The following is a 12,277-nucleotide window of genomic DNA, read 5'->3' on the forward strand; positions in this document are numbered from 1 at the left end:
AGGCCTATTATTTTGTATGAATTCTTTGATTTCGAATGTAATTAATCAAAAAACGAGCAGCTGAGCCTAAGTTGCTCTCACGACTCCAGACTAAGTCGACAAAATATTCAAATTTTGGTGTGAAATCGAGCAAATCTAAGATTTTTAACTTATGTTTGAGCTCTGGATTTTCATTAAACATTTCTAAGGGAAGTACCCCCCAACCCAGTTCTTTTAAAATTAAAGCACATGCTGAGTGGTGATTGTCTGTCCGCCAATAGTTTTTAGAATAGAGTAATTCGGGTTTAATGGTTCGATCACGACTTGCCACGACAATTTGTCTGGATTGTAGGATTTGTTCAAAAGTAACTTGTTTATGTGCTGATAATGGGTGATGAATAGCTGAAACAGGAACCAAGGCTTCTTTTTTAAATTCGACAAATTGCTCACGGCTTTCAAGTATTTCACGTTCAAACATCAATGCCAGTTGTGCCGTCTGATTCATCAGCATTTTCAGCGCATCTTCTTGTGGTGCTGAGAAGATATTAATTTCTAAAGTTGGAAAGTGCTCTCCCAGCAGTGCAATGTATTCAGCCCAGTCTGTATGCAATAATTCTGAAACCACCACGATATTTAATGAGGATTCCAAGCCTTCGCTAAGCGCAATCGCTTGTTGTTTCCACTGATTCATTTCTACCAGCAGTTGTTCAGTTTTTTCATATAAGCGTTGAGCTTGAGGTGTGGGTATTGGTTCCCGCCCTACACGATTAAAGAGTTTTAGATTTAAGTCTATTTCCAAGTTGGCGATAGACATACTGACAGCGGAGGGAACTTTGCCAAGCTGTCGTGCTGCTGCTGAAAATGAACCTGTTTCCATCACCGTTTTAAAGATGGTGAGTTGTTCTTGGTTGATATTCATGCGCTTGGCACCATTATGTTTAGTTTTTCAGTCATTAAATTTACTCCAATTCACGCAACCTTTCAATAAAATTGAAAGAACCTGACTCGATTGATCAATATTATAAAAATATAATGCAACCATCGAATCAAGAAAGAGTAGTTTTAAATGATGATTTCCAAAAGAAGGATTATTCATGCATTAAGCTATGAAGTCATCCTGTTGGTGATCATAGCGATTGCATTAAGTTTTATTTTTGAAGTGCCAATGGAAGTTACCGGCGTATTAGGTGTTGCAATGGCCGTGACTTCAGTGGTTTGGAATATGGTGTTTAACCATTTCTTTGAGCAATTTGAACGTAAGAGAAAGCTTAAACGTACCATTGGTGTACGTATTCTACATGCCATTGGTTTTGAGGGTGGTTTGATGTTAGCCACGATTCCAATGGTTGCTTACGCAATGGATATGTCTTTGTGGCAAGCAATTTTATTGGATTTCGGAATGACCACCTGTATTTTGGTGTATACCTTTATTTTCCAATGGTGTTATGACTTGATTGAAGAGCGTATGGGGGCAAAACCTGTACATTCTTAATTAAGCCTGCAATGCATTTATTTTAAATTTTAGTGAAAATTTCAGATGTGTTGCGATAAAGCTCCCCTTAGTTTTATTGAAAACTAAGGGGAGCTTTTTTATAAAAATTTAATTAAATCAATTTTCTGGAAAATTTGTTTGATTATAAAAAACTGCAATGCCACACCTTACATTCAAAGTTTAAATGCCTTTGCGTAGGCGATGCCTCACTTTTCGTAAGAGATTCCAAACCTTGCGCTGCAAACAAAGCTATGCTTTGTTTTTGCTCATGTTTGGCGAGGGGTACGTCCTTTACCCCCGCCCAACGGCGACATCCCTGTCGCCCCACTATAGGATCACCATCTATGATTCAAAAGTACAAAAATGAATTGATAACCAATTGTTACTCAAAGTTCATATAAAAACATAAGCTTCATTTATGATCAGTTGCTTGATAGAAGTCACTTGTATAAATAATTAGGTGGTTTGACTATAAGGAATAAAAACTAGGTAAAACATAATCAATAAAATAAAAACCCGTTACACGATCACAGCTCAGTTTAAACAAACTTTTGCAAAAGATAATTGAATTCAATTTGTTTTGTAAAATTGTTCGCCTACAATAGGGTCTGTTAACATTTCATAAATGGCTTGCGTTGTAGGCTAAAATTGAGCAGGCAAGGCATGAAACGAAGAGAAGAGCGAGACTATTTTCGAGTTTCATAACACAGACTGAGATAATTTTAACCACAACCCTTCGGGACTAGAGTTTTTTTGTCGCTACGTCGTTACGAACTACTCATTTAGCTGACTAAATTTCGTATTTCGTGCCTCGAATCGTCTAAAAAAACTCGTTGTCGCAAACATAGAAGAAGTGGCAACAGACCCTAATAAATTCAATATATGTAAGAGATGGATTGAGGCAAATATGGTGCAGACAGTTCAGGAGCAGCTGCCACATAGACACCAGCTTGCTGCTCAAGAATTACTTCAGGTTTCAGCAAATTTAAATAAGATTTATCTTGATCAATTTGACTATTTGTCCGAGATTACTGCGCACAACTTTTTCCAGTTTGATCCACAACAGCATAAATTCAGTCTGGCAAATCAGTTACTCAATATCTATTTTGATGAAGAAAAGGGTTTAATTTTTGATTTAAATTTTGAAAAGTTACCGCGTTCTTTAGAAAATAAAATCAATATCAATCGTTTTGTTCAATATTTCTCTGAAAATATTTATTTTTATACAACAAAATATCATGAGATACATCTGACTGATTTAAAGACCAAAGCCCAAATCATTCGCCAAACACTGATTGAACAGGTTTTTGAGTGGGTGGATGGTGAAAATCGGGTAGAGCAGTATTTATATAATATTAGTGAAGTAGATGCAGAACGTATTGATCAAATTTTGCTGCACTATGAATATTTTGATTATGCCTATGTTTCTGATTTTGCTAAATATGGTAAAGCAATCCCTTTAAGTGTTGAAATTAATATTAAGCATTTAGTGCTGATTAATTCTGTATTGGGTCAAGAGTTTTTACCGATTCAGTCATTGGTACCTAAATTTCAACAGGCCATTTTTTCTTTAGATCAGTTTATTCCAGCGCATTATTTGCGTATTTTAAAGATTTTCCACCCAGAATCATTACGCTTACACGAACTCAGTCAGTATTTTGCAAGTTATCAATTACTGGCTGTACATGCTCAAGAACAACCGCAAATGCTTGCTTATGCAAAATATATGAAACGGGGCTTTTGGCAATATCAGGATTTATTGAGCAAGCAGCACTTTTTACAAAAAGATGCTGAATATTGGGAACAGGATCAAGTTCCACAATTTCCAATTTGTAGCCTTAAGCGCACTGCAAATTGGCTATTTAAACAAGATGAACAGGTCAATGATTGGATTAGTCGACATATAAAGGATCCCAATGTCAGGATCACGATCACAGCATTAAGTCTGATTGATACTTCAAAGATTTATCCTGAAGTCACTATAAGTGTTTTAAAGTATTTTAAAAATATTGTAGCGCGGCTATTTTTAATTGAATGTCATTCCTTTGCAATTACAAATGAATGGCAAAATCACCAAAAGAACAATCGTTATAGTTTTTTAAAAACAGAGATTGAAAATAAATCGAATAAGAAAATAATTTCTAATTCTTATTTATATATCGAAGAATGGTTGGATTTCGCTGCGTTGATGTTGGCGGATCAACCACAGATGTATAAAAAAATATACCTTAAGATAAATCGTATCATTCAAGCATTTATGCTGTTTGTACAACACATTGCTCAGGGCTTGCCCACGCAACTGATTAAGTTTATTGATCCGCAACGACAACAACATGCTGAATTTTTTATTCAGTTGCAAAAGCACAATATAACAGTCGATGATTTCCGTAAAAAACTGAAACACATGCAGATTGGTCGTGCATCTAACCATAGTATTTACGACAGCTTTGTTTTGGACTATGTGATGCATTTATTTAATGATCATCACGATATAGAGCGGAATGTCACTTGGTCTGGTCTATATCAACAAGCACAGCGTTGGCATCAACATCATTATTTTGTTGATACCTTATCAACACTTAAAGAAAAAATAGATGTAGAGCATTGGGATCGCGTTGCACCAATGCAAAAGATTTATTTTGAAGAGTGGTGCTATGAAGAACTGAATAGCCTAAAACGAATTATTCAAGAGTCGTTGGTGTTTAAACACTGTTTGGCATTGTCCTATTGTGCACGGATTGTAGATCGTGAATATGTAGCATTTCATGTATCGAAAGTTGATGATGCGACTCAGGAAATGACTTTGGGTTGTTATTATAAATTAGGACGTTTGGTCTTTGATCAATTGCGTTTACCCAACAATCATATTCCTGATGAGTTTTATATATTGAAAGCTCAAGCTTTTATTGATGATGTAAATCAGCATTTAAAATGGAAAAGCAGTATTCAACCCAATGAAGAATTGGGGAATTTATAGTTTGACGCAGATCATTTTTGAGTGAGCGACTTGGCTTTAATTCACTTTTCATGATGCATTTGGCTTAACTTTTTATGCAAAAATCGTTAGGCTATAGCCGTCCCATCCTGTTTAGGTAATTCAAGGCTGTTATGAAACAAGAAACTGCACTCAAACTTATGAAAGCGGGTGAAAATGTCTTTTTGACTGGATCTGCTGGTGCAGGAAAAACCTATACGCTTAATCAGTACATCAATTATTTAAAAGCACGCAAAGTCCCTGTTGCAATTACAGCATCTACGGGGATTGCAGCAACACATATGAATGGCATGACGATTCATACTTGGGCAGGCATTGGGATTAAAGATACGCTGACTGATGATGATTTAAAGCGTATGAAAGAGCGTAAATACTTAAAAGAGCATTTAGAAAATGCCCAAGTCTTGATCATTGATGAAATTTCAATGTTACATGCCAAACAGCTTAATTTGGTCAATCAAGTTTTAAAATATTTTAAAGAATCTGATGATGCTTTCGGTGGTATTCAAGTGATTGCAGCCGGAGACTTTTTTCAGCTGCCGCCTGTAGGAAAAAATAGCGAACTAAATCGAGATAAATTTTGTTTTATGTCAACCGCTTGGGTTGAAGCAAAATTTCGTGTTTGCTACCTGACAGAGCAGCATCGTCAAGATGATTCGGCATTGAATGATGTACTCAATGCGATTCGTGCCCAGAATATTCAGCCACAGCATATTCAAGCGCTACAAGATACCCGTAATCAAGACATTGGCGATACCTACACGCGTTTATATACCCACAATATGGACGTGGATAGCATCAACTTTCAGCATCTCAATGCGATTGAAGGGGATGATTATCAATTTGTAGCGGTGACAGATGGTAATGAAAAGCTGATTGAAACATTGAAATCTTCTGTACGTGCACCTGATGAGTTGACGCTTAAAAAGCATGCCAAAGTTATGTTCGTTAAAAATAACTTCGATATGGGCTATATCAACGGTAGTTTAGGTGAAGTTATTGGTTTTGAAGAAGACGATGAACTAGGAATGTTACCTAAAGTCAAAATGACCGATGGTACAACCTTGTTGGTTGCGCCAGAAACATGGTCTGTTGACAATGAAGGTGGTAAAACCATCGCCAGTCTACAACAAGTGCCATTACGGTTAGCTTGGGCGATTACTATTCATAAATCACAAGGGATGACCTTGGAAGCCGCGGAAATCAACTTAAGCCATACCTTTGAAAAAGGTCAGGGTTATGTGGCTTTATCCCGGCTTAAATCGATTCAGGGTTTAAGATTATTGGGTTTTAATGATCAGGCGTTGGAACTGGATAGTCTTGCAATTAAAGCAGATCGCCGTTTTCAAGAGTTATCCAATGAAGCCGAAGTGCATTATGCAGATTCAGACTTAACCACACAGCACAATGCCTTTATTCGTCATTGTGGCGGGACGTTAAATACCACTGAAATTGAACGTAATGAAAAGAAGCTGGCGCGTAATAGTGGTAAAACCAATTATGCTTCGGCAACACTTGATGAAACACGTGAATTGTTTGAAAGTGGCTATGAGATTCAGGATATTGCGGTTGAACGTGGATTAACTCCTGCGACGATTATCAATCATTTGGCTCGTTTACATCGAGAACAAGGTTTAGATATCTCGATTGCAAATCCCGGTGAAGAAGTTGTAGAAAAAATTCGTGTAATTTATAAAAAATTAAAGAAACGCCAAGATCCAAGTCATTTTAATGATGATGGTGCGATTAAATTGCGTCCAATCGTTGATTTAACCAGTCCCAAAATGGGCTATGATCAGGTACGTTTGGCATTGTTATTTGTTGAGTGATAGATGTTTTTAGTGATGAATTAATGGCTAAATTTGAGAAAAAGTTATTAAGTCCACGTTTAGCTATTTTGTCTAAATGCAAATATTCTAATAGTTATAATCTCTGCTTTCAGTTGTGCCCATTTTATTATGCGCATGAATTGATAGATTCAAATATTTCTTTTGAAGGGTTGGAGCTACCATATCCATTTTTAAAAGATTTGCTTGGTTGACGTTGGTTTTTGATGAAAATGAATGTGATGCATTTAATGGGTGTTTTACCATTAAAAGTATCCATAATCCTGTCGATTTATACCAATTGGCATTTATTGAAAGTCGTGACGGTTATCTAAAAGTGATTGCGAAAATCAAGATTGATTTTGAGTTTGAGCAATTTGATGATTTTGAAAATCTAGAATTGGTGATCAATGCTACTGTTGCATCTCAGATCTTATGATTCAATCGTTTTAAGTGAAAAAGAATGCATTAACACAGATGCTTATTGATGATTTTGTTAAGGTCTATCAATAGAATACAATAGATGTCGTGCTTTGAATGAGATAAAGAACCATAAAGCGCCCTAGTCCAGAAATGTTTCATCTCATGGTTATTCATATTCTAAAATTAAAGTGAATTTCAGCATCGTATAGCTGTGTAGTAAATTTGGATGCTATACTCGCACTTTAACTTCCTTCAAAACCAGCGCTTTTTTATGACACTTACGCCACCTTAAGTTTATTTACCTCTTCTAATTTGTAAATAACTCATCACTGTCTAGTGATGTGGTGTAGTCGTTTGTGTGTCGTATATCACATCACTAGCCTATCAAAAAATCAAAAAAATAGGCGCTATTTATGTTATCTAATATCCGAGAACAATGGTTCTCTAACATCCGTGGGGATGTGCTTGCTGGACTTGTTGTGGGGCTTGCACTCATCCCCGAAGCTATCGCTTTTTCAATTATTGCTGGTGTAGATCCAAAAGTGGGTTTATATGCATCATTTTGTATCGCCGTCGTGATTTCGTTTGTTGGGGGACGGCCAGCAATGATTTCGGCAGCAACAGGCGCTATGGCATTGCTTATGGTCACTTTAGTAAAAGAGCATGGCCTTGAATATTTACTTGCTGCAACAATTTTAACGGGTGTGATTCAAATATTTGCAGGCTATTTGAAGTTAGCGAAGTTAATGCGGTTTGTTTCTAAATCTGTAGTGATTGGCTTTGTGAATGCTTTAGCTATCTTAATTTTGATGGCTCAGTTGCCTGAATTTGTGAATGTGACGTGGCATGTTTATGCTTTGGTTGCATTAGGTTTGGTAATCATTTATTTATTTCCGCTCATTCCAAAATTAGGAAAAATACTGCCTTCACCGCTTGTGTGTATTATTGCAATTACGATATTGGCAATGAGTCTTGGATTTGATGTGCGAACAGTTGGGGATATGGGGGCTTTGCCTGATACGCTTCCAATATTTTTACTTCCAGACATCCCTTTGAATGTTGAAACATTGAAAATTATCTTGCCGTATTCATTCGCATTAGCGGCAGTTGGTTTACTTGAATCTATGATGACAGCGACGATCGTGGATGAAATGACTGATACACCAAGTGATAAATATCAGGAATGCAAAGGGCAAGGAATCGCGAATATTGCATCTGGTTTTATGGGAGGAATGGCGGGTTGCGCAATGATCGGTCAATCTATGATTAATGTGAAATCAGGCGGTTTTTCTCGCTTATCAACATTCTCAGCGGGTATTTTTCTTCTTATTCTTGTTGTGTTTATTAGTGACTGGCTCAAAGTGATTCCAATGGCTGCATTGGTTGCTGTAATGATTATGGTCTCTATTAGTACCTTTGAATGGCGTTCTCTAACTAGCTTTAAAGCAAATCCTAAAAGTAGTAATGCTGTGATGATCGTGACCGTCATAGTGGTCGTGGCTACTCATAACCTCGCATTAGGTGTACTCAGTGGCGTTTTGCTTTCAGCGCTATTTCTTGCCATTAAATTAGAAGATGATATTCAGGTGAAGTCTGCTTTTGAAGGATCAGCACGTTTATATGATTTAAGCGGTCAGATTTTCTTTAGCTCTTCTGAAAAATTTATGCAAAGTTTTGACTTCAAAGAGAAAATTTCAGATGTCATTATCGATTTGACTCACTCCCATATTTGGGATGTCACATCTGTTGCGATGTTGGATTCTGTTGTAAGCAAATTTCGTAAGAATGGAATCAACGTCACAGTACGTGGTTTAAATGAAGCGAGTTCAATTATGATCGATAAGTATGGCACACATGCCAGAATTTAAATTAAGGAGACTCTATATTTATGTAGAGTCTCTAAAATCGGTATAATCTTAATTATGCAAGTACTTCGTAATATGAATTAGCTAAGATTCATTTATGGGATATATGCCACAAATGCTAAAACTAAAATTAGCAAGAGAGAATGGTTTTAGCTTGTGGAACAGTGATACAGCTGAAAAATATAATCAATGTAGTGTAAAAAAATAAAATGTTTGAAATAGTTAAGATGTTAACTTAAGCCCAATGTCTAGCTTTTAAAAAAGATTCAAACTTAAAGTAATATTTACAGATTAAAATCAACGAAATATAGATTAGTATTTGATTTATCTCGAATTCCTTATTATTTAGAAAATTTAGTATTTGGAAGTAAATTTGTAGAGCTAAAAGTAAGCTAAAAAAAATAACACCTCTATGACTTGCTTTTTCTTTTACAGTTCTCATAAATCTAAGCGCTAAAATGCTAATTTAGTGTTAATTTTACAGTTTTTTTATATGTTAATGCTATAATTCTTATCAATATCTAGTGCTTTCAAACGGTTAATACCATGCCACAAATGTTTATTGATTATTCTGACAATATTCAAAATTTAGATAAAAAGAAATTGATGTTGGGCTTAAATCATGCACTGTTTGATACAGGTTTAGTGGGGCAAGCACATGATATTAAATCCCGTATTCAATCAGTTTCGGATTATTTGATTGGCTTTGGGGATGAAAGTGGCGAGCAGAGTAATCAAGCATTTATTTTCGTACGTTTACAAGGTCTAAGTGGTCGTACTGAACCACAAAAAGACTTAATGACTGAAAATTTATCGCAATTTTTACAGTCATTTGAAGATTATTCTGCACAGGGTTTAGAAATTCAGCTCTGTGTAGAGTTTGCTGAAATGCCACGAGAAATTTATAAAAAAGTTTTCGTGCAAAAATAATCAACTTGGGGCTTAAAAGATAGGCCCCAATCTTTTACTTATTCATTTCTGAGTTCGCATATTGCTTTAACCAGTTTTGGATATCGCGCTTGTAACTCAACACCATTGAGTAAATCTCTTTCAATCTCGCCCGCCGCAAAATCATAGTGATGTTCTGGATGTTGTAAATATACCGCATCACGAATCTCAGACTCTTCTTCATTTTCATGATGGACGCTATATGCTTCATCAGCAACATAGAGTAGACCCTCAGCCCAAGTGTCGCCTATATCAAAACTATATTTCCCGCTAACAAAGTTTTGAATATCTTCTTGTATGTCATCAAAGAATTCCTTGCCTTTGAGGATTAACCAACATCTAAAATAAATAAAACCATCATCAGATAAATAGGCATCGAAATTGAAAATACCATCTTTTTCAGTAAAATCAGATTCTAAAATTGTCGAGAGTTCTGCGATTTCAGCGCTATAGAGTTGTGAGAGTTTGAGCTGGAGTGTTTTTTCAAAAGTAATCAGTTGTTGTTTATCTAATTGAGATAAATATTGCACAAGATCTTGTAAATGCTGGTCAATATCATAATCAGACCAGTGAGCATCTTTGTTGTGGTTCGACTGGTCTATTGCATCCCAAAACAATTTTTCTTCTTCTCGTAATGACATCAGTGATTCCATCGGTTTAAGCTTAATTTTAATGCTAAAAAGCAAGTTTATCTGTTTAGTCTAAAGACTTAAGACTTCTATGTCTGCATATTGCCAAATTTTATCTGCACTCATTTGATATATTTCATCTAAAAATGCGACATTAAAGCTTCCAACAGCTTGGGCTTTTTCAAAAGCTAATTTTCCTGCAATCGCAAAATGGATATGTGCAGAGATTGTTGCAATCGTGGCTGTTGTGACTGCACTATAAGCTGCAATTAATGCGCCTAAAGCGCAACCTGTTGCAGTGACTTTCGGCTGTAAAAAGCTTCCACCATTGACCTGAATCACACTATTAAATTCTTTAGATAGAATAAAGTCAGATTCACCAGAAATTGCAACACATTCGGTATGGGTTAAAAGTGCTAAAGCCTGTAAATACACTTCATTGCTTGATACAGTACTGTCTACACCTTTGGATTCAACTTGATTGCCTGCAAGTGCACTGATCTCTGAGGCATTACCACGAATAACAGTTGGTTTGAGCAAAATCAATTGATCGACCATTTCACTGCGCCATTTGAGAAATGCACCATAACCAACAGGGTCGAGCACCCACGGTGTATTTTTACTTGCTACAGTTTGTGCTGAAATTTGCATGGCCTGCATTTGTTCAGAGGTTGGTGTTCCCACATTGATACTTAATGCCGCAGCAATAGAAGCAAAGCTTTCCGCCTCAAATGGGTTATCAATCATTGCAGGTGAAGCCCCAGCAGCCAATAAGACATTGGCAGCATAATTTGCTGCAACACTGTTGGTGATACACTGGACTAAGGGCTGTTGAGTTTGTAACTCAGTCCAAGCATCCACAACTTTTTGTAAAATGACATCAGTGTGGGTATGAAGTTGATCCGTTTGAGAATGTGTAATATTTTCAGGATGATTCATAAATGCTCCTTACTGAGTAAAGTAGTGGTCTTGGTGTTTGCAACTGCGACAAAATAATGTCACATAATTTTGTGCATCATACTCAACCGTTAATTCGTTTGAGCCACAATACATACAGCGCTTTTGCGAATAGAAATTTAAGCGTGGTTCAATCTTTTTCCAAGATTTCCACACAGGTTGAAAGAAGATACCTTCATCGTAGCCTAAAAACCGATAAAACAGTATTTCACTCATCCTACTTAATGGAATATTCGGTGGACGTGGCAGGGTTGAGGTTTCCCATTTTTCTGCAATTGCGCGTTCTCGATATTGTTGCACTGTTTTTTTGAGAATATTGGTATTAATAAAGTTTTCGTTACGAACTTGTAGCGCCTTTTTTTGATATAAATATTCAAGCGCAGTTTGAATGAGATAGAAAATTTGCCCAACGGCTAATGTGTCGAGTAGGTGATAACAGAAGATTTGGAAGTTTTTATTGCCCGAAATCTGGATACCCCACGTGCGACAATAATGTTGGGTAAACTGTACAATTTCTTGATACAGCACAACATAGAGTGCATTTTTGACTTCTTCGGATGTTTTAAATGGGATACCTTGGCTTAGATTTTCATAGAACCAATGGCGTAGTTGTGTTGCGATACTAAACATACTCGGTTCGGAATAACCATCCAAACGAACATTGATATAGTATTGATGTGCATCATCACTAAAATCTTTGGCAACAAAAACATTGTCTTTAATCAGTTGATTGAGAAGTTGACTTTGAAAATAGTAATTGGGGGTAATGGGATGATATTTAATCACTTCCCAATCAATAAACTCTTGATGGTTGGTATTTTCATGCACCTGATTGTCTAAAATACTCAGTAAAAATAATTTATGTAAAAAACTGAGCTGGTCTAAACCTAATTCAAAATTATCTTTTTTCTTTAGCTTACGGGTTTCTTGCAAGCGAGTTTCTTTAATCAGTTTACGCCGTTTGCTTTGGCATGTTTCACAATGACAGTTGCGTTGATTGTTTTGAAAAACTTGATGATTGCAATGGCTACATTGGTGAAAACTCACTTCTTTCTCAAATTCTTCAGCTTCAACATAATACATACTTGCCTGACAAAGTGGGCAAAATGTACTTTCATCCAGCTGTTTTTGCAGAATTTGAAGCATAGAGATAAATATATAAA

General features: G+C 36.2%; 10 protein-coding genes. 6 read left to right on the forward strand and 4 right to left on the reverse strand.

Going from position 1 to position 12,277, the window contains the following annotated elements; all coding sequences use genetic code 11:
• Positions 1–7: 7 nt before the first annotated feature.
• Positions 8–898, reverse strand: a complete 891-nt coding sequence (aceR, locus tag F981_RS06225; protein ID WP_004719646.1) for an HTH-type transcriptional regulator AceR — start codon at positions 896–898, stop codon at positions 8–10.
• A 147-nt stretch (positions 899–1,045) separates the two neighbouring features.
• On the opposite strand from aceR, the gene aceI reads away from it, so the two are divergent.
• The 6 genes from aceI (at position 1,046) to F981_RS06260 (ending at position 9,510) form a co-directional block, all read left to right on the forward strand.
• Positions 1,046–1,471, forward strand: coding sequence for a chlorhexidine efflux PACE transporter AceI (aceI, locus tag F981_RS06230; RefSeq protein WP_004719649.1), 426 nt, complete (start codon positions 1,046–1,048; stop codon positions 1,469–1,471).
• Positions 1,472–2,378: 907 nt separating this feature from the next.
• Complete coding sequence (locus tag F981_RS06235; protein WP_004719651.1) at positions 2,379–4,448, forward strand: hypothetical protein; 2,070 nt, start codon at positions 2,379–2,381, stop codon at positions 4,446–4,448.
• A gap of 131 nt (positions 4,449–4,579) precedes the next feature.
• Positions 4,580–6,295, forward strand: a complete 1,716-nt coding sequence (locus tag F981_RS06240) for an AAA family ATPase (protein ID WP_004719652.1) — start codon at positions 4,580–4,582, stop codon at positions 6,293–6,295.
• 208 nt (positions 6,296–6,503) lie between these two features.
• On the forward strand, positions 6,504–6,731 hold the full coding sequence (locus tag F981_RS06250) for a hypothetical protein (protein ID WP_004719654.1): 228 nt from the start codon (positions 6,504–6,506) through the stop codon (positions 6,729–6,731).
• Positions 6,732–7,128: 397 nt separating this feature from the next.
• Positions 7,129–8,583: a SulP family inorganic anion transporter gene (locus F981_RS06255; protein ID WP_004719656.1), complete on the forward strand. Its 1,455-nt coding sequence runs from the start codon at positions 7,129–7,131 to the stop codon at positions 8,581–8,583.
• Between the two features lie 543 nt (positions 8,584–9,126).
• Positions 9,127–9,510, forward strand: coding sequence for a 5-carboxymethyl-2-hydroxymuconate Delta-isomerase (locus tag F981_RS06260; protein ID WP_004719658.1), 384 nt, complete (start codon positions 9,127–9,129; stop codon positions 9,508–9,510).
• A 38-nt stretch (positions 9,511–9,548) separates the two neighbouring features.
• On the opposite strand, the gene F981_RS06265 is transcribed toward F981_RS06260, so the two are convergent.
• From F981_RS06265 to F981_RS06275, 3 genes are read right to left on the reverse strand one after another with little or no spacing between them, the layout of a single operon-like run.
• Complete coding sequence (locus F981_RS06265) at positions 9,549–10,169, reverse strand: DUF4240 domain-containing protein (RefSeq protein ID WP_004719659.1); 621 nt, start codon at positions 10,167–10,169, stop codon at positions 9,549–9,551.
• A gap of 60 nt (positions 10,170–10,229) precedes the next feature.
• Positions 10,230–11,096 (reverse strand): hydroxyethylthiazole kinase, encoded by an 867-nt coding sequence (gene thiM / locus F981_RS06270; RefSeq protein ID WP_004719662.1) that lies wholly within the window; start codon positions 11,094–11,096, stop codon positions 10,230–10,232.
• 9 nt (positions 11,097–11,105) lie between these two features.
• Entirely contained in the window at positions 11,106–12,260 is a 1,155-nt protein-coding gene (locus tag F981_RS06275; RefSeq protein WP_004719663.1) for a hypothetical protein, read from the reverse strand.
• Positions 12,261–12,277 lie beyond the last annotated feature (17 nt).

The organism is Acinetobacter guillouiae CIP 63.46, assembly GCF_000368145.1.
GTDB lineage: Bacteria > Pseudomonadota > Gammaproteobacteria > Pseudomonadales > Moraxellaceae > Acinetobacter > Acinetobacter guillouiae.